This is a genomic window from Flavobacterium tagetis (assembly GCF_016735615.1).
GTDB lineage: Bacteria > Bacteroidota > Bacteroidia > Flavobacteriales > Flavobacteriaceae > Flavobacterium > Flavobacterium tagetis.
The window spans coordinates 439,800-459,621 of the sequence record NZ_JAERSF010000001.1; the positions used below are offsets into that span (position 1 = coordinate 439,800).

17 protein-coding genes and 2 tRNA genes are annotated in these 19,822 nt (G+C 33.6%); 10 read left to right on the top strand and 9 right to left on the bottom strand.

Annotated elements, in window-relative coordinates:
• The first annotated feature begins 9 nt into the window (after positions 1-9).
• Both JI750_RS01965 and JI750_RS01970 read left to right on the top strand, forming a co-directional pair.
• Positions 10-1,431 (top strand): aldehyde dehydrogenase family protein, encoded by a 1,422-nt coding sequence (locus tag JI750_RS01965; RefSeq protein WP_201998616.1) that lies wholly within the window; start codon positions 10-12, stop codon positions 1,429-1,431.
• A 61-nt stretch (positions 1,432-1,492) separates the two neighbouring features.
• Positions 1,493-2,299, top strand: coding sequence for an AraC family transcriptional regulator (locus JI750_RS01970; protein WP_201998617.1), 807 nt, complete (start codon positions 1,493-1,495; stop codon positions 2,297-2,299).
• Positions 2,300-2,364: 65 nt separating this feature from the next.
• Here JI750_RS01970 and JI750_RS01975 read toward each other — a convergent pair.
• Positions 2,365-2,435 (bottom strand) — tRNA-Gln (locus JI750_RS01975).
• A 109-nt stretch (positions 2,436-2,544) separates the two neighbouring features.
• Positions 2,545-2,615 (bottom strand) — tRNA-Gln (locus JI750_RS01980).
• A 246-nt stretch (positions 2,616-2,861) separates the two neighbouring features.
• On the opposite strand from JI750_RS01980, the gene JI750_RS01985 reads away from it, so the two are divergent.
• The gene (locus tag JI750_RS01985) at positions 2,862-6,140 is read left to right on the top strand and encodes a glycosyltransferase family 117 protein (RefSeq protein ID WP_201998618.1); all 3,279 of its coding nucleotides are present in this window, start codon (positions 2,862-2,864) and stop codon (positions 6,138-6,140) included.
• Between the two features lie 100 nt (positions 6,141-6,240).
• Positions 6,241-6,882, top strand: coding sequence for a polysaccharide deacetylase family protein (locus tag JI750_RS01990; protein ID WP_111368015.1), 642 nt, complete (start codon positions 6,241-6,243; stop codon positions 6,880-6,882).
• Between the two features lie 25 nt (positions 6,883-6,907).
• Here JI750_RS01990 and JI750_RS01995 read toward each other — a convergent pair whose 3' ends face one another.
• The 6 genes from JI750_RS01995 to JI750_RS02020 all read right to left on the bottom strand — a co-directional run bounded on the left by JI750_RS01995 (position 6,908) and on the right by JI750_RS02020 (position 11,388).
• Positions 6,908-7,210: a thioredoxin family protein gene (locus JI750_RS01995; RefSeq protein WP_008466807.1), complete on the bottom strand. Its 303-nt coding sequence runs from the start codon at positions 7,208-7,210 to the stop codon at positions 6,908-6,910.
• 73 nt (positions 7,211-7,283) lie between these two features.
• Positions 7,284-8,519, bottom strand: coding sequence for a metallophosphoesterase (locus JI750_RS02000; protein ID WP_201998619.1), 1,236 nt, complete (start codon positions 8,517-8,519; stop codon positions 7,284-7,286).
• A 164-nt stretch (positions 8,520-8,683) separates the two neighbouring features.
• Complete coding sequence (locus JI750_RS02005) at positions 8,684-8,872, bottom strand: hypothetical protein (RefSeq protein WP_201998620.1); 189 nt, start codon at positions 8,870-8,872, stop codon at positions 8,684-8,686.
• A gap of 104 nt (positions 8,873-8,976) precedes the next feature.
• Complete coding sequence (locus JI750_RS02010) at positions 8,977-10,305, bottom strand: sensor histidine kinase (RefSeq protein WP_369410001.1); 1,329 nt, start codon at positions 10,303-10,305, stop codon at positions 8,977-8,979.
• A gap of 10 nt (positions 10,306-10,315) precedes the next feature.
• Positions 10,316-10,990 (bottom strand): response regulator transcription factor, encoded by a 675-nt coding sequence (locus JI750_RS02015; protein WP_201998622.1) that lies wholly within the window; start codon positions 10,988-10,990, stop codon positions 10,316-10,318.
• A 185-nt stretch (positions 10,991-11,175) separates the two neighbouring features.
• Positions 11,176-11,388: a hypothetical protein gene (locus JI750_RS02020; RefSeq protein ID WP_201998624.1), complete on the bottom strand. Its 213-nt coding sequence runs from the start codon at positions 11,386-11,388 to the stop codon at positions 11,176-11,178.
• 325 nt (positions 11,389-11,713) lie between these two features.
• Between JI750_RS02020 and polA the strand changes: the two genes are divergently transcribed.
• Complete coding sequence (gene polA / locus JI750_RS02025; RefSeq protein WP_201998626.1) at positions 11,714-14,554, top strand: DNA polymerase I; 2,841 nt, start codon at positions 11,714-11,716, stop codon at positions 14,552-14,554.
• A 138-nt stretch (positions 14,555-14,692) separates the two neighbouring features.
• Complete coding sequence (locus tag JI750_RS02030; protein WP_201998627.1) at positions 14,693-15,811, top strand: hypothetical protein; 1,119 nt, start codon at positions 14,693-14,695, stop codon at positions 15,809-15,811.
• A gap of 33 nt (positions 15,812-15,844) precedes the next feature.
• Here the strand turns inward: JI750_RS02030 and JI750_RS02035 are convergent, their stop codons facing one another.
• Positions 15,845-16,870, bottom strand: a complete 1,026-nt coding sequence (locus JI750_RS02035; protein ID WP_201998628.1) for a LacI family DNA-binding transcriptional regulator — start codon at positions 16,868-16,870, stop codon at positions 15,845-15,847.
• 210 nt (positions 16,871-17,080) lie between these two features.
• Between JI750_RS02035 and JI750_RS02040 the strand changes: the two genes are divergently transcribed.
• The 4 genes from JI750_RS02040 to rpsI all read left to right on the top strand — a co-directional run bounded on the left by JI750_RS02040 (position 17,081) and on the right by rpsI (position 19,702).
• Positions 17,081-17,827: a ferritin-like domain-containing protein gene (locus JI750_RS02040; RefSeq protein WP_201998630.1), complete on the top strand. Its 747-nt coding sequence runs from the start codon at positions 17,081-17,083 to the stop codon at positions 17,825-17,827.
• Positions 17,828-17,852: 25 nt separating this feature from the next.
• Positions 17,853-18,665, top strand: a complete 813-nt coding sequence (locus JI750_RS02045; RefSeq protein WP_201998632.1) for a ferritin-like domain-containing protein — start codon at positions 17,853-17,855, stop codon at positions 18,663-18,665.
• Between the two features lie 195 nt (positions 18,666-18,860).
• On the top strand, positions 18,861-19,316 hold the full coding sequence (gene rplM / locus JI750_RS02050) for a 50S ribosomal protein L13 (RefSeq protein ID WP_201998634.1): 456 nt from the start codon (positions 18,861-18,863) through the stop codon (positions 19,314-19,316).
• A complete protein-coding gene (gene rpsI, locus JI750_RS02055) occupies positions 19,316-19,702 on the top strand; it encodes a 30S ribosomal protein S9 (protein ID WP_008466792.1) in 387 nt (128 codons plus the stop codon). The genes rplM and rpsI overlap by 1 nt, the downstream gene beginning before the upstream one ends.
• Positions 19,703-19,822: the final 120 nt, after the last annotated feature.

The following is a 19,822-nucleotide window of genomic DNA, read 5'->3' on the forward strand; positions in this document are numbered from 1 at the left end:
AACAACAACATGAAAACAATAGACAAAATTTACATTAATGGAGAATTTGTTACTCCAAATGGGACCGAGTATTTTAATTTAATTAGCCCTACAACAAACGAAGAATTAGGACAAGTTCGTCTAGGCAACACAGAAGACACTCAAAACGCAATTGAAGCCGCAAAAAACGCTTTTAAAACTTTTTCAAAAACAACAGCCTCAGAAAGAATTCAATATCTAAAAAACATCAAATCTGTTATCGAAAAAAGAAAAGATGACTTTATCAATATAATGACAGAAGAATATGGAGGAACATTTCAGTTTGCGAGCGTGAGCTACGATTATATGCTAAAGAGTTTTGACTCCGCAATAAACCTCCTTAACTCTTACAGCTTCATTAAAACAATGGGAGAATCTGAAGTTCAAATGACACCAATAGGCGTTGTCGGAATCATCATTCCTTGGAATTCAAGCAATGGTTTTATATGCAGCAAACTATCTACAGCAATCGCAGCTGGATGCACAACTGTAATTAAGCCTAGTGAAATGAGCGCCCAACAAACGCAATTAATCTTAGAATGTCTTCATGAAGCAAACCTCCCTAAAGGCGTATTTAATATTGTAAATGGATTAGGCGAAATTGTTGGTGCCGAAATAAGCAGAAATCCAGATATCGCCAAAATATCTTTTACAGGATCTACAAACGTTGGAAAAATAATTGCAAAAGAAGCTGTCAATACCATGAAAAGGGTCACTCTTGAACTTGGCGGAAAATCTCCAAACATTATTCTAGACGATGCCGATTTCTCAAAAGCGATTCCGCTTGCACTTGGCGCAGCATTTATGAATAGCGGACAAGCCTGTATTGCAGGAACCAGGTTATTAATCCCAGAAGACAAATTAAACCAAGTAAAATCTCTTATCAAAGAAACAATTCCAAATTTCATTACTGGAGATCCCAAAAATCCAAACACCGCAGTTGGACCAATGGTTAGCGAAAAACAGTTCAATCGTGTTCAAGATTATATTCAGACCGGAATCAATGAGGGCGCAGAAATACTAAGCGGCGGACTTGGAAAACCTGAAGGATTAGAAAACGGAAATTTTGTAAAACCAACTGTTTTCATCAACGTAAACAATCATATGCGTATTGCAAGAGAAGAAATATTCGGACCTGTTTTATCTATTATTACTTATAAAACCGAAGAAGAAGCAATTGAAATTGCAAATGACACCACTTATGGACTGCAAGCTTATGTAAGTTCATCAGATTCGAAAAGAGCTTACACTGTCGCCTCACAAATTAACGCCGGACGTGTACAAGTTAACGGAATCGGTCACGACCCAATGGCACCTTTTGGCGGATTTAAACAATCTGGAATTGGACGCGAATTTGGAACAATTGGCCTTGAAGCTTATTTAGAGCCAAGAGCATTAATTCAGCCAAAATAATCTTCATCAATCTGGAAATCTTTAAACCAAAGATTTCCAGATCTTTTAGTATTTTTACAATATGAGCATAAAACCAAATACAAAGCCCAAAATTCTCTACTCTTGCTATTACTCACGCAGTCGAGAGGGCGAGCATTTCATTCCCGAACATGTTTTTAGTTATCAGATTTCTGGTGAAATGATTGCTTCAGACAGAAAAAACACTTTTCACTCAAAAGCAGGAGATTTTCGCTTTAGCAGAAGAAATCATCTAGCGAAGTTCATCAAGATTCCGCCAGAAGGAGGAGAATTCAAAACGATTTCTCTTTTTCTTGACCAGGAAATTTTAAGAGAAATCAGCAAAGAATACAATTTAAAATCAGATAAAAAATCCGATTCAGAAGCAATGTTTTCATTAGCTCCCCACCCACTTTACAAATCTTTCATGGAATCATTGATTTCTTACCTTGAAGTAGAACAAGAAAACAACGAGGCTTTATTCAATTTAAAAATTAAAGAAGCCATTCACCTTTTATTAAAAGTAAATCCAGAACTAAAAGATATTTTATTTGATTTTAACGAACCTGGCAAAATTGACCTTGAAGCTTTTATGAATAAAAATTTCCACTTCAATGTTCAAATGCAGCGATTTGCATACTTGACAGGCCGAAGTCTCGCCACATTTAAAAGAGATTTTCAAAAAGTATTTCAAGAAACACCCGGAAAATGGCTTTTAAACAAAAGACTTCAGGAAGCTTATTATTTAATTAACCAAGGAAATCCACCATCTGAAGTGTATATCGGTGTTGGCTTTGAAGATCTCTCGCATTTTTCCTTTTCATTTAAAAAGAAATTCGGAATCGTTCCTTCTTCTTTAAATCATAAATAATAAAAAAACTCCCATTTAAAATTTACACAATAAAAAAAGCCTCTCATTTCTGAGAGGCTTTTCTGTTGGTCTACTAGGACTCGAACCTAGAAAGACGGCACCAAAAACCGTAGTGTTACCATTACACCATAGACCAGCAGTGCGGTTAAGCGGGTGCAAAATTAAAACTTTATTTAATTTATGCAAATTTTAAAGCAAACTTTTTTTAAATAAAAAAAGTCTCTCATTTCTGAGAGACTTTTCTGTTGGTCTACTAGGACTCGAACCTAGAAAGACGGCACCAAAAACCGTAGTGTTACCATTACACCATAGACCAGCAGTGCTGTAAAGCGAGTGCAAATTTAAGTCTTTATTTAGTTTGTGCAAACTTTTTGGCCAAAAAAAATCATTTTTTTTGATTTTTTTTACATTCAAATCCGCTTCAACTTCAAAAACTCCTCATAGACAATACATTACTTTTCACTTATAGTTTTGTAGAATTTTTTGTTAATGCTCGTTTCTTTAAGTAAAAAAACATTTTCTTTGTAGGATAGAAAAACATTCAAATTTTTAACACCTAAATATGGCACAATTCAATTTCAATAAATGGAATACAATTATTGGTTGGTTTGCATTTGCAATCGCTTTAATAACTTATACATTAACAGTAGAACCTACAATGAGCTTTTGGGATTGCGGAGAATATATTGCTACCGCAGCTAAACTTGAAGTAGGTCACCCACCAGGAGCTCCACTTTTCCAGATGATGGGTGCGTTTTTTGCCATGTTTGCAATAGATGCTCAGCATGTGGCTCTTATGGTCAACATGATGTCTGTTTTTTCTAGCGCATTTACCATATTATTTATGTTCTGGTCATCGTCTATGATTTTGAAAAAGATCGTAGGTCGTTTTGCTGAAATTGATCAAAACAATTCGATTGTTATTTTAGGAAGTTCTTTTGTAGGCGCCTTAGCTTATACATTTTCTGATAGCTTTTGGTTTAATGCAGTAGAAGCCGAAGTTTATGCAATGGCTTCTTTATTAATTGCTCTGCTTTTCTGGCTTGGTTTACGTTGGGAGCAAGACATGGATAAGCCAAAAGGAAACAAATGGCTTTTAATCATTTCATTGGTTATTGGTCTTTCGTTTGGAGTTCACTTCATGGCTCTTTTGACTATTCCTTCTATTGGATTCTTATACTATTTCAAACACTACGAAAAAGTTACTATCAAAAACTTTCTAATTGCTAATGTAGTTGTTATTGGAATTTTATTATTCATTTTCAAGTTATTGCTTCCATTAACTATGGCATTTTTCGGAAAAACCGAGATTTTCATGGTAAACAGTATGGGACTTCCATTTAACTCAGGAACTATCTTTGTAGCATTATTATTTGTTGCCTTTTTCTATTTCGGATTAAAATATACTAGACAGAAAGGTTTAATATTCTACAACACTATTATATTGTGTATTTTATTTATCCTAATTGGTTTCTCAACTTGGTTAATGCTTCCTGTTCGTGCAAACGCCAATACGGTTATTAATGAAAACAAACCATCAGACGCTACTGAGGTTTTGGCATATTATAATCGTGAGCAATATGGTGTAAATCCTTTATTTTACGGACCTCAATACACTGAACTTTTTGCTGGTCTTGATGCTAAAACTCCTTATTTAGACAAAAAACCAAACTACGAGAGAGATTATAAAACAGGCAAATACATTATTACCAACAATTATAAAAATGCAGAACAAAATTCTGACGACAATCAGAAAGCAATTCTGCCAAGAATGTGGAGCACAGAAACGGGTCACATTCAAAACTATATCAACTTTACAAATCCTCCAAAGTTCCGAATCAATCCTAATTATAATTATGATGAAGATTTGGCAAAATACGGAATCGATGCGAGCCAATTGAGCGAAGATGAATACAATAAAGCTACAGCTCAATTGCGTAACGAAGTTGAAAAAACAGTTTCTGAGTTCAGAAAAGCTTATGCTCAAAAACAAATTGATAACGAAGGTTACGTAAAATTCTTAAGAAGCTACGGCGAATATTTACTTATCGAAAAACCAACGACAGCAGACAACTTCAGTTTTATGTTTGAATATCAATTTGGATATATGTACTGGAGATATTTGATGTGGAATTTTGTTGGACGCCAAAATGATCAGCAAGGTAAATACGATAATTTGGACGGAAACTGGATTAGCGGCATCAAAGCTTTAGATTCTGTACATTTAGGTTCTCAAGACAATCTGCCAACAGATGTTTTAAACAACAAAGGTCGTAACGCTTATTATTTCCTTCCTTTTATTTTAGGATTAATTGGTATTATGTACCACGCAAACAAAGATTTGAAGAGCTTCTATGTTCTTTTGGCTTTATTTTTATTTACAGGAATTGCACTAAAAATATATTTAAATGAAAGACCTTTTGAACCTCGTGAAAGAGATTATGCGTTAGTAGGCTCCTTCTATGTCTTTGCCATTTGGATCGGATTTGGTGTTTACTCACTCTATGAAAGTTTATATAAATACTTGGCTCCAAAAATTGCTGGACCAGTAATTATTGCCGGAAGTTTATTGGCAGCTCCTGTTTTAATGGCTTCTCAAAACTGGGATGATCATGATAGATCTGGAAAATACACTGCTGTTGCAATGGCAAAAGCTTACTTAAGTTCTTGTGATAAAGATGCAATCTTATTTACCATTGGAGATAATGACACCTTCCCTCTTTGGTATGCACAAGAAATTGAGCATTTTAGAACCGATGTGAAGATTGTAAATACAAGTTTATTTATGACAGATTGGTATATCGATCAGATGAAAGCGAAGTCTTATGAATCGAATCCGTTGCCTATTTCTTTTGTACATAGCCAATATGTAGGAGATAATTTGGATTACACGGCTTACATTCAGAAAATTGATACTCGTTGGAATATTAAAGATTTTATCGATTTCATCAAAAATCCTAAATCTACTGTTGGCTTACAAAACGGACAAACAATCCATTTCTATCCAACAAATAAGATTAGAGTAAATGTGGATAAAAATACTATTATTCAAAATAAAGTAGTTAATCCTAAATATTACGATTCTATTGTTCCTTATTTAGACATTGACATCAAAGGAAGCGCATTATACAAAAACCGTTTAATGATGCTTGATATCTTAGCAAATAACAATTGGAAGAGACCAATTTACTTTAGTGGTGGTGCTTTTGATGATGAAGATTATTTATGGCTAAAAGATTATCTGCAATTGGACGGAATGGTGTATAAATTGGTTCCAATCAAAAATACTCCTTCTAAAGATGGCGGGCCATTAGACATGGGACAAATCGATGCAGATAAAATGTACGATATTGTAATGAAATGGGATTGGGGCAATAGCAATGGAAACATCTATCACGACCCTGAAACTAGAAGAAATAGTATTACGTACCGTACCAATCTTTCGAGATTAATGAACCAGCTTATTGCTGAAGGCAAAATTGACAAAGCTAAAAACGTAATCAATTTAGCAATGACCAAAATGCCTTTGGACAAATATGGCTACTATTCATTGGTTGAAGCTTTTACTGATGGTTATTATAAAGTTGGCGAAAAAGCTAAAGCACAAGATCTTTTAAACAAATTGGTTCAGAAATATAAAGAAAATCTAAACTATTACAGTACATTGACTCCTTCTGACCAGACTGATCTAGCTGTAGATATTATTACAGATATCGAGCGTTACAGAAGCTTACTGCATGTAATGGACGATAATAAAGACACTGCTTTTTACAACCAGCACAAAACTACATTTAACACTTACGTAAATGTTTTTGAGCGTTTCGGACGTGAAAAAGAGTAAATAATATACGAAAATCTTACTTATTAAAAAAATGCAGCGCTATTTGATAAATAGCGCTGCATTTTTTAATTTTATACATATAATACAATTTTAATTCAAAATGAGCTTCTATTGGGTAAAAACTAACGCATTTATTAAAAAGGTGTTTTCTAAATATTGCTGGGACATTCCTAACAACGAAAAGAAAATATACCTCACTTTTGATGACGGCCCTACCCCAGAAATTACAGACTGGGTTTTATCTGAATTAAAAAAATTTGATGCAAAAGCTACTTTTTTCTGCATCGGAAAAAACATTAAAGCGAATCTGGCTTTATTTGAAAAGTTAATTACTGATGGACATTCAATTGGCAACCACACCATGAATCATGTTAATGGATGGAAAATCCATACGAATGAATATATCGAAAATGTAAAAAACTGCGCTGCTGTTTTAGATGAACAGGAGAAAGCTCCTCATCGTCTATTGTTCCGCCCTCCTTATGGAAAAATCAAAAAAGCACAGTCTAAAATCCTTAGAAGTTTAGGATATAAAATAGTAATGTGGGATGTTTTAAGTGCCGATTTCGATCAAAGCATTACTCCAGAAAAATGTCTAGAAAATGTAACCAAAAATGTAAAATCTGGTAGCGTAATTGTTTTTCATGACAGTATTAAAGCTTCTCCAAATTTAAGATTTGCTTTGCCTCGTACACTGCATTTTTTGAAAGAAAATGGATATAAATTTGATATTATTCACTAAATAACATCAACAAAAGAGAAGTTATTTAGACGTTAAATTGTTCCTGAACAATTCCTATTATAGTATTGGCATCAAGCTCTCCAGATTGCCTCCAGATCATTTGTCCTTCTTTGTAAATCATTAAAGTTGGAAGCCCTTTAATACGAAGTGCTTCTGCTAGTTCCTGATTTTTATCTACATCAATTTTGATTACTTTGGCTTTATCGCCAAGCGCAGCAGCTACGTCCTTAATAACAGGATGCATAGAAACTGAAGATTCATTCCAATCTGTGTAAAAATCAATTAACACTGGAACTTGGGCATTTATTAGTTCTCCAAATTTTGACATAAAACCAAAAAATTAAGTTTTTTAAATCTCTTAAAAGAAATAAATATTATACAAATGTAGCATTTTTAACGAATTAACCGACATTACGGCCTTTTTTTAGTTCAATTACTGTTATTTCAGGCATAATTCCTACTCGTCCAGGATAAGCATGAAAACCAAATCCGCGGTTAACATAAACGTATCTTCCGACGTTTTCGTACAATCCTGCCCATTGTTTATAAATATACTGTGCCAAACTCCATTTAAAGTAACCCGGAATCTCAATCCCGAACTGCATACCGTGCGTGTGGCCTGCAAATGTCAGATGGAAATTCTTCGGGTGATCTTTAATTTCGGCATCCCAATGGCTTGGATCATGGCTCATTAAAACTTTAAAATCGTCTTTATGTACGTTTTCAGAAGCTTTGTTTAAATCACCTGCTTTTTTAAAATTCACTCCCCAGTTTTCTACACCAATCAGAGCAATTTTATCATCACCTTTCTGAATATAAGTATGTTCGTTCAGCATTAATTTAAAACCAATTTGGCCATACAAATTTTTAATTGCCTTAAAATTTTCGTCTTTTTCTTTTTCAGACGGCCAAGTCACATATTCGCCGTAATCGTGATTTCCTAAAACTGCAAACTTTCCATATTTATAATCTTTAATACGACTAAAAGTATCCAGCCAAGGATGCATTTCTTTAGCATGCGTGTTTACAATATCTCCTGTAAACAAAATCAAGTCTGACTCTTGTGCATTGATCAAATCAATGGCATAATTTATTTTCTCAGGATTATCAAAACTTCCGCTATGGACATCTGAAATCTGTGTGATTTTAAATCCATCAAAAGCATCTGGAAGATCAGGAAAAAATACAGTTTGTTTGATTACTTTGAAATTATATTTCCCTTCAAAAATTCCATAAATAATAGAAAGAAACGGTATTGCAGCTAAACCTAAAGCGATCTGACTTACAAACTTTCGTCGATCAGGCATCATCTCTTTTCGAGGAGTATTGTAAACAAAATAATTTAAGATGCTTGCCCCTATTCTAAAAATATCCTCTCCAAACATTATTAGCGTAAGCACAATTTTTGGCACATATACCGTCAGCATCAAACCTGTGGTAAACATAAATTGTCTTGTTTGTCCAACAGAGCGATCTACTTGCGAAAAAGAATAGATAATAAAGACTAAGACCAGTAAGCTTATAACTTGATAACTAATCAAAACCCAACGAGTTTTGACTAAAGTTCGAAAAGCTTGATATGAATAGAACTCAATAAATAATAAAAGAGCACATAGAATTACAAAACGAAGGATCATTTAATTTTTAGTTTTAAACAAAGTAACAAAGAATGCGAATTCTATTTCTTTTTATTATAAAAATTTTAACGCTGTTAAACATAAAAAAAGCTGAAAGATGTCTCTTTCAGCTTTAAACCTAACCAACCTTTAAAACTATTTAATCTCAAGACTTAAAGTCTCGTTTACTTTGCTTTTGGAGCCTCTGGTTTTGCAGCTTCTGCTTTTTTCTCACCTTTAGCTTTTTTGTTTGCTTTTTTATCTTGTTTTTCAGTTTTCACTTCTTTTGTTTTTGCTGGTGCTGGAGTTGTTTGTGCACTTGCCATTGCAACTGTTCCTAAAACTGCTACTGCTAAAATTGCTAATTTTTTCATGACTTTAAATTTTTATGATTGTTATTTTCATTATTTATAAGTCAAAGGTATAACCACAAAATGAAGACAAAATGAAGAAGAAGTCTTACAGAGAAGTTTAACTTTTAATTGTGATTTTGAAACCGTAATTTAAAAGAAGTGCCTTCTCCTAGTTCAGATTCGACCGTGATTTCTATATGATGGAAAGAGGCAATACTCTTAGCAATCGCAAGACCTAAGCCCTGCCCTTCCTGATCATAACTTATTCTAGTAAAACGACTGAATATTTTTTCTAGTTGCGATTCATCCATCCCAATTCCAGAATCTTTTACCAAGATAAAATAATGATTATCATCATAACCGTCTTCAACGATAATCTTTCCTTGTGGTTTATTATACTTTATGGCATTGGTCACCAAATTATAAATTAGAATATGAATCAAGGTTTTATTTCCAGTGAAAACAAAAGTGTTTTGCATTCTATTTTGAAATTGAATTTCTTTATCATCTATACGATCCTGAAGGTCTTCTTGCAAATCAGAAACGATTTCACGAAGATTAATCTCTTCATTCAATTCATATTGATTATTATCTATTCTGGAAATCAGCAATAAATTATTAATGATTTTTTTCAGCATATCCAGCGTCTTTAGAGAACCCGCAATTTTATCAACCGCATTATCATCTAAAGATTCGTTCTGCAACAAATTTTCAAGCTTATTTTTAAGTAATGCGATCGGAGTTAAAAGCTCATGCGAAACATTCGAAATAAACTGCTTTTCTTTTTTAAAAACTTCGGCAATACGATCCATCATTTGATTCAAAACAAAATCCAATTCCCGAAAGTCTCTTGAAGCCGCTTTTATCGGAGTATGATCAAACATTTCAGGTTCGTTTACACGCCTAATCTTCGTATCAATAATTTTATAAAATGGTTTTAAAAGATATTCAATATAAAAAGTATCAGCCAAAAAAGTAATAAATAGGATGACCACAAAAACAATGATAATAAAAAGCTTTATTACAAAAGTCAAATCGTTTACCTCACTTAAGCTGCTTCCAATTTCAAGCTGATAATCTTGTCCTTCGTAAGTAAAATGATGCTGCAATATTCTGTATTCGCTTTCTTCATTTTCAATCTTGCGATATTCATTTGTAAAAGTTGTTTTCTTTTGATGCGGTTTTATTGGCATTTTTGAAAGCACCAAAAACTCGCTGTGAAGTGTCGAAAACTCAGAAAAAGTTTGAGTCGAATCATCTTGATTTTCTATAAAATCATTGATTTCCTCTTGATTAAGATGCTCAATAAACTTTTTCTTTTTCTCCAGCAGACTATTATTAATGTGATGGTATACCACATTTTCTACCAAAATAGGAAGCATCAGCCATAAAATCAAAATGACCAGCAGTCTGGTCATGGCATTAAAAATGGCTAATTGATGTTTTATTTTCACAAGAATAGATTTATTCGTTTATACGATAGCCAACATTTCGAACAGTTTCAAACCAATCTATCGAAGTATGTTTGTCTAATTTTTTACGAAGATTTCGAACGTGAACATCGATAAAATTGGAATCTGAATTGACTTCTAGAATGTCACCCCAAATATGTTCTGTTAATTGCAATCTTGTAATGACACGATTTTTGTTAAGAACTAAATACTGAAAAATATCAAATTCTTTTTTAGTAAGACTTAAAGGAGTTTCATTAAAACTCACTTTATAATCTTGCAGTTGCAATAAAAAGCCATGAATACTTAAATTATTTAAAGTAAAACCATGAATCCTGCGAATTACAGCAAACAATCTGGCTCCCAATTCTGTTAAAGCAAAAGGTTTTGTGAGATAATCATCGGCTCCAAGATGAAGTCCGTTAATTCTGTCATCCAATTCTCCGCGTGCTGTAAGTACAATTACAGCAATCTTTGATTTTGTTTTTCGAATCGTCTGCAAAACTTCAAAACCGTCTCCATCAGGCAAACCCAAATCCAACAGCATCGCATCATAATCATTGCTCCCAAATTCTTCCAAAGCATCGGCACAGCTATTGGCAATTTTACAGATATAACCTGCATTGCACAGAAAATCGTAAACTTCTACGGCAAGTTCTTTATTATCTTCAACAATTAAAACATTCATAAACAAAGCATTTAAGCACAACTAAAATTAATCAATTATCAAAAGTCCAGCTGCACATTATTAAAAAATTAACGAATGAAAAAAGCTGATAAATTTCTTCATCAGCTTCTTCAATCGCATTCTCATAATCATTATTCCTGTTTTGCTTTCGTTACAATGCTACAAAAACAAAACGAGAGCAATTTTTATTTGTTAGCTTTTGCTGTTTCTGGCTTAGCCGCTTCTGTTTTTGGAGCTTCAGTTTTTGCTGATTTTGCTTTTTTATCAGATTTGTGTTTAGGATGTTTCGTTGCTTTTACTTCTTTCGCCGGAGCTTCTTTTCCATCTTTTGCAGGAAATGCGTGAACCATTGCACTTGTTCCTAAAACTGCTACTAGTAACATTAATAAATTTCTCATGATTTCTAAGATTTAAGAATTAATAACCTTTTAATTACAGATCAAAATTACTTTCGTAACATGAAGAGAAAATGAAGAAATCACCGAATAAAAATTTTTAACTTGATATTAACTTTTGCGATTTTTTCTACCATATAAGTTATATCAGTTCATTTAAAAACTCTTCACAAATATGTAGACGCACTGCAGTGCATCTCTACAAGCACATCTCTACAGGCGCATCTCCGCTAAAATCAACTTATATAAGTTATATGAGTAAAAAATTTCTTTTTTGATTAATTTTTGCAACCTCAATTGTTTATTTTTACAGACTAATATTTTTAATATGTCAACTCAAAAACGCCTTTTTCTTCTAGATGCTTACGCATTAATTTTTCGTGGTTATTATGCCTTCATAAAAAACCCGAGAATCAACTCAAAAGGAATGGATACATCTGCAATTATGGGTTTTATGAACTCACTTTTGGATGTTATTAAAAGAGAAAAACCAGACCACTTGGCCGTTGCTTTCGATAAAGGCGGAAGCCATGTAAGAACAGAAATGTTTGTTGAATACAAAGCCAATCGTGATGCTACACCAGAAGCAATTAAAATTGCTGTTCCTTATATTCAAGAATTATTAAAAGCCATGCATATTCCGATTATCGAAATCGAAGGCTGTGAAGCCGATGACTTAATTGGAACAATCGCTAAACAAGCAGAAAAACAAAATTACAAAGTCTTCATGGTAACGCCTGATAAGGATTTTGCACAACTAGTTTCTGAAAATATTTTTATGTATAAACCTGCCCGAATGGGTAACGGAATCGAAATATGGGGTGTTCCTGAGGTTTTGGCAAAATTTGAAATCGAAAGACCAGAACAAGTAATTGATTTTCTTGGAATGATGGGCGACGCTGTAGATAATATTCCTGGATTGCCAGGTGTTGGTGAAGTTACAGCTAAAAAGTTCCTGAAAGAATTTGGAACCATGGAAAACCTTTTAGAAAACACGCATTTACTAAAAGGCAAAATGAAAGAGAACATCGAAGCTAATAAAGAAAAAGGGATTCTTTCTAAAAAATTAGCAGCAATTATTACCGATTGTGATGTTACTTTTAATGAAGAAGACTACGAACTTTCTCGCCCAGATATTGAAAAAACTGATGCTATTTTTCAAGAATTAGAATTTAGAAGAATGGCAGAACAGTTTGACAATTTATTTAAAACCGATGGCACGCAAACTGCTGCTCCAGCTCCTGATGCCAAATTATACAAAAAAGTACAACCTAAAAATGAAGACCAATTTGATCTTTTTGGAGGCGGAAATACGAATGGAGAAAACGCTGAAATCGAAAGAACTTCGTTTTATAACACTTTAGAAAACACAGAGCATTTTTACCAAACCATTCAAGGCGATTTAGGCATTAAAATGCTTTTGCAGAATTTACAAAAACAGACTTCGGTTTGTTTTGATACTGAAACCACAGGAATCGATGCTTTGCACGCAGAATTGGTTGGAATGTCTTTCTCTTACGAAAAAGGAAAAGCATTTTATGTGCCGTTTCCAGAAAGCCAGGAAGAAGCAAAAGCTTTAGTAGACAAATTTGTTCCGTTTTTTGAAAATGAAAACATTGAGAAAATCGGACAGAATTTAAAATACGATCTAAAAATTCTTTCTAATTATGGCGTAACCGTAAAAGGAAAACTTTTTGATACGATGATTGCGCATTATCTGATTAATCCAGATATGCGTCATAATATGGATATTTTGGCAGAAACGTACTTGAAATATTCTCCAAAATCTATTGAAAGTTTAATTGGTAAAAAAGGAAAAAATCAGCTTAATATGCGCGATGTTCCTTTGGAAGATATTAAAGAATATGCTGCTGAAGATGCCGATATTACTTTACAATTAAAAGAAATATTCACAACCGAATTAGACAAAACAGAAACTAAAAAGTTATTTGACGAAATCGAAATTCCGTTAGTAAGCGTATTGGCAGACATGGAAACCGAAGGAATTCGTTTGGATGTAGATTTCTTAAAAGCAATGTCTTCTGAAATGGAAGTTGAAATCAAAGCTTTAGAAGAAAAAATATATGAAACTGCTGGCGAAAAATTCAACTTGGCTTCTCCAAAACAATTAGGAGATATTTTGTTTGATAAACTAAAAATTGGCGGCGCAAAGCAAAAGAAAACCAAAACGGGACAATATGCAACTGGCGAAGAAGTTTTGACTTATTTGGCCAATGACAACCCAATTGTAAAACAGATTTTAGATTGGCGCCAGATGGTAAAACTGCAAAGCACTTATATTTTGGCTTTACCAGAACAAGTTGATAAAAAAACGTTACGCGTTCATACCGATTATATGCAGACTGTTGCGGCAACTGGACGTTTGAGCTCTAATAATCCGAACTTGCAAAATATTCCGATTCGTACCGAAAGAGGCCGTCAGATTCGTAAAGCTTTCGTGGCACGCGATGAAAATTACACTTTAATCTCTGCCGATTACTCGCAAATTGAATTAAGAATTATCGCTGCTTTGAGTGGTGAAGAAAATATGATTGCAGCTTTCCAAAATGGAGAAGACATTCACAAAGCAACCGCAGCAAAAGTTTTTGATGTTCCTTTAGAAGAAGTTTCCCGCGAACAAAGAAGTAATGCAAAAACAGTAAACTTTGGAATTATATATGGTGTTTCTGCTTTTGGTTTGAGCAACCAAACTTCACTTTCTAGAAGCGAAAGTGCTGCATTGATTGATGCTTATTATAAAACATACCCTCGCCTAAAATCTTACATTTCAGAACAAATTGAATTTGCACGCGAAAAAGGTTACGTACAAACTATTTTAGGACGTCGCAGATATTTAAAAGATATTAATTCTGCTAATGCTGTTGTGAGAAGTGCTGCTGAACGAAATGCAGTAAACGCTCCTATTCAAGGAAGTGCTGCCGATGTCATTAAAATTGCGATGATCAATATTCATAAAAAACTTCGTGACGAAAACTGGAAATCAAAAATGTTGCTTCAGGTGCATGATGAGCTTGTGTTCGATGCTCACAATGATGAACTCGAAAAAATCCAGCCAATGATTAAACATGAAATGGAAAATGCTTTTAAAATGTCAGTTCCTTTAGAAGTCGAACTTGGAATGGGTAAAGATTGGTTAGAAGCGCACTAAAAAAATTATTCTTCATACTTAAAAAGCCGTTCAAAATTGAACGGCTTTTTAATTCACCAAAAACAACATTGTAAGAATTTTACTTTTACTACATTTACAACTTTTATAACAACCTTTAAAGATTTAAAAGAAAGTAAAATGAAGAAATATTTCTTATCCCTATTTCTACTTTATTCAACAATTGCAATTTGTCAGAGCAAGATTTATTATCTCGAAGGAACTTTAGGCAAAAGCACTATTTTTATGACTGTTCAAGTTTATAAATCGGACAATGAAGCCAATCTCAATGCCGTATATTTCTATAAAAGTTCATTAAAAGATATTAAGCTGGAAGGAAAATTAAAGGACGGTAATAATTTTACTTTCTACTTTAAACCTGGCGATAATATTACTGAGAAATTCTACCTGAAAAAATCGGGCAATAATTTTGATGGATTCTGGTATGATGCTAAAGAAAAACAATTGGCTGTTCATCTTGAACCTGTAAATTTTGATAACTATAAATCAAATCTCAAAATTAGATTTGAGGATGAACGTCTCAATCTGGTGAAATATAAATTCCTTGAATTTAAAAAACAGAAAACCACAATTTACAATAACAAAGAATTTGTTTGGTATTCTGAAAAACATTGCGATACAGATTTCTTTAGATTGGGAAATAATTTTTCAGAGAAAAATAAAACTTTGATTAATCCTGTTTTAGAGAAAATACATATTGAAAATACATTAGCTCAGCTTAATTGTGCATCTAGTTTTGGATATAGCCAAGGGAAAGGCATTGAAGGAAATACAACAATTAATTTTCTGAACAATGACTTATTAGGTTTTCAAGTTTCGATGTTTTGGGATTGCGGAGGTGCTCATCCAGATTTTGGAAGCAGTGGATATCTAATTGATTTAAATAATGGAAAACAATATGGAATTGATGACATTCTAGCTTTTGACAAAAGCGTGACTGGAGACAGTGAAAATAATTTTGATGCTTTTTCAAAATATAGAAATGACTTTTTTTCTCCTAAATTACTTGCTGTAATTAATTCTCAGGAACATTTTGAAAAACCAAAAAATGAAGATGATTATTGCGATTACACCAATGAAGAATATTGGGATTTTCCATCTTGGAGTTATACCGAAAAGGGAATTGAATTTACTCCAATCTTTTATAGAGCCGCAAGATCTTGCGAAGAACCTTTTTTAGTTCCTTTTGAGAAATTGAAAAAGTATAAGAACCCTAAATTTCCTTATGAGTTTAAATAAAAAAATCCCTTCGCTATGAAGGGATTTTTAGTTTTATTTTTTTCGAGTTGACTCTCTTTCTTTCAATTTTGTCTTAATGACGATTGTTTCGTATTCTGAAACTGTTCCTTCAGGCTCTTCTAACCTTTCGATTAATCTTTTTGCAGCCACTTCTCCAATTTCAACACCATGCTGACTTACTGTTGTCAAACTTGGCGATAAACGTCTTGAAGCTAAAATTCCGTCTGCAAAACCAATAATCGAAATATCTTCTGGAACTCTATATCCTTTTTTCAAACTTACTCTTAAAGCTGCAACCGAATCATTTTCGTCCAAAGCAAAAATTCCATCAATTTTATTGTCAAAAATTGCATCAATTTTACTTTTCATATCTTCTTCAGAATCGGTACGAAGAATAATTTTTTCATTAACCGGAATATTATTGTCTGCTAAAGCTTTTAAATAGCCATCAGCTCTTAATTTCCCAACACTTAAATTATCTACAGAAGATATTAAGGCAATATTTTTACATCCAAGATTAATTAAATGCTGTGTTGAATTTAGTGCCGAATCAAAATCATCCACAACAACCTTATCACAATCTACTTCATCAGCAATACGGTCAAACATCACGATTGGTGTTCCATCATTAATAATTTCCGAAAAGTGATTGTAATCTTGAAGTTTTTGAGCTTCTTCAGAAACCGAAAGGATAAATCCGTCAATGGTTCCATTACTCAACATTTCAAGCGTGTGGATTTCCTTTTCTAAAGATTCGTTAGAAATACAGGTAATTACATTATATCCTTTTTTATCGGCAACTTTCTCAATACCGCTAAAAACTTTCGCAAAGAAAGAATTTAGAATATTAGGAATAATTACCCCTATCGTTTTGGTTTTACGATTTTTTAAATTTAGACCAATAACATTCGGCTTATAATTTTTGAGTTTGGCATACTCCTTAATCTTAACCTTCGTTTGCTCACTAATTTCCGGACTATCATTCAGTGCTTTAGACACTGTTGACACAGAAACTCCTAGTTCTTTCGCAATTTGTTTTAGAGTTGCTTTAGCTTTCATCTATAAAAGTTTATGTAATTAATACAAATATAGTAGAATTACCGAAAATAAAACAAAAAACAACCATTTGTCTTTCAAATTATACCATCTATTCGAAAAAAAACTATAAAAGAAGATTTTTCTGAAACCGCATCTCCTAAAATTTCGTTAATAATTAAATACCAAAGAACTAACAAGACCAATGTTGTTAACCTAATAAAAAACTTGATTATGAAAAACGAAGTTAAAATTCATGAAGTTGACCCTTCACTGAATAGCAGAAGGAGCTTTCTTAAGCTCAGCGGATTAACATTAGTAACCACAGGTTTGGTTCTAGCTGGATGCAGCGACAATGATAACGACAATAATATGGAAGACACTTCCTTGCCAGGAGTTAGAAATGGCATTTTTGACTTAGGTTCAGGCGACTTCGGTGTTCTTACTTATGCTTATGCCCTCGAGCAACTAGAAGCAGACTTTTATACTAAAGTTGTAAATTCCACAAACTTTAATACAGTATTTAATGACACTGAGCGCCAAGTTTTGACAGACTTATATCATCATGAAGTAGTTCACAGAGATTTTTTCAAAGCGGCTTTGACAGGCGCGCTTCCAGATCCTGGTTCGCAATTACTCCCAACTTTGTCTTTTACATATGGCTCTTTAAACTTTAACAGTCGCAACGAAGTTTTAGCTACTGCAAAAGCTCTTGAAGACACAGGAGTAGCCGCTTACAACGGGGCAGGAAGATTAATTAAAACAGCAGATTATTTATTATTAGCAGGAAAAATTGTTTCGGTTGAAGCCAGACACGCATCTGCGATAAGAAGTTTAATCAACCCAAATTCTAAAGATTTTGCTGGAGATGATATTGTAAATATGTCAACAGGATTAGATGACGCAAAAGATCCTTCTAAAATCCTGCCGATTGCCGCCAATTTTATTACTACAAAATTTACAGCTAAATACTTGCCTTAACCACAACCAGTAAAACTTAGAAATTATGAACATTTTAAAATTTATAGAATCCTTTACTGACGATAATTTATTGAATAGTACTGGTTCTCGCAGAGACAGTTTTTCGCAGTTTGGAAATATTGGAAAAAATTTAGCCTTAGCATCAATTCCTTTTGGATTGTCGGCTCTTACCAATAAAGCTTTCGCTAAAGACATTACAGCAACTCCTGCAACTCCAATCGGAGCTTTGCAATTTGCTTTGACATTAGAATATCTTGAAAACGAATTTTATTCGATGGCATTAGATTCTGGTGTCATTCCTGCTTTAGAAAATGGAGGAAGAGATTTAAAAGTCTTTCAACAAATTGCAGATCATGAATCTGATCATGTTAAATTTTTAATAGCCGGTTTGGGCGGTACCGCAAGCCCCAACTTTGTTCCAAAACCAACTTTTGATTTTACTGTTGGCGGGACATTTGACCCTTTTCACGATTATCCGACATTTCTAGCTTTAGCACAAGCCTTTGAAGATACAGGAGTTAGAGCATATAAAGGTCAAGCCGCAAACTTGATAACGGCACCCGATTTATTGACTGCAGCATTACAGATTCATTCCGTTGAAGCACGCCATGCTTCTGAAGTGAGAAGATTACGAGGTTTAAAAGGATGGATTTCAAACGCTGAAAGAGGCGCTGGCATGCCAGCAGCAACTCAAGCAGTTTATGATGGCGAAGGCGTAACGGTACAGGCTGGGTTTAATACCGCCGCCGCTTTTGGCTCCGCAGCAGGCTCAGAAGCTTATGATGAGCCACTTACAACACAACAAGTAGTTGACATTGCCAATATATTTATTGTGTAATAGTTTTTTCTTTCTAAATATTTAACCGTCTTTACCTTATTGTAGAGACGGTTTTTTTAGTTACTAATTAATTAAAAAACTGAGTCCCTGATTTTCAGCAGATAAAATATTCTTTCAGGTATTTGGTTTTAAAATAATTAATTGTACTTTTGCATCCCCTTTATTGGGGATGGAATGTTTAATTAAAATAATATTATGGACGCATTAAGCTACAAAACAGTTTCAGCAAGCAAAGCCACTGTAACTAAAGAGTGGATTGTTGTTGACGCTGAAGGTCATAACTTAGGACGTCTTGCTTCTAAAGTTGCAATGATCTTAAGAGGTAAGTACAAGCCAAGTTACACACCGCACGTTGACTGTGGAGATAACGTAATTGTTATCAACTCAGAGAAAATTAACCTTACAGGTACAAAAATGAATGACAAAATTTACATGCGTCATACAGGTTACCCAGGAGGACAAAGAACTTTAACTGCTAAAGTATTGCAAGCTAAAAATCCAGCTGCATTAGTAGAAAAAGCTGTAAAAGGTATGTTACCTAAAAACAAATTAGGTGCTGAACTTTTTAGAAATCTAAATGTTGTTGTAGGATCTGAGCACACTCACGGAGCTCAAAAACCTAGAACTGTTAACCTAAATGATCTTAAGTAATGGGAGTTATTCACAAAATCGGTAGAAGAAAAACCGCTGTTGCACGTGTATACGTTTCTGAAGGAACTGGAAACATCACTGTAAACAAAAAAGAATTCGCAACTTACTTTCCAACTGCAACTTTACAATACAAAGTTTTACAACCGCTTTCTATGACAGAAAACGCTAGTAACTTTGACGTAAAAGTAAACGTTTACGGAGGTGGTACAACTGGTCAAGCAGAAGCTGTAAGAATGGCATTAGCACGCGTAATGTGTGAAGTTAACGCTGAAAACAGAGCTATCCTTAAACCAGAAGGTTTATTAACAAGAGACCCAAGAATGGTTGAACGTAAGAAATTCGGTCAGAAGAAAGCTCGTAAGAGATTCCAATTCTCTAAACGTTAATATTACCTGTCTTGTTCAGATGGGACAAGACATTATCAATTATTTATTGAAATTAAAAAACACAGTTATTGTTGCTCTCCTATCGAGGTAGGATATAGTTTAGCATCTAAATGTATGAAG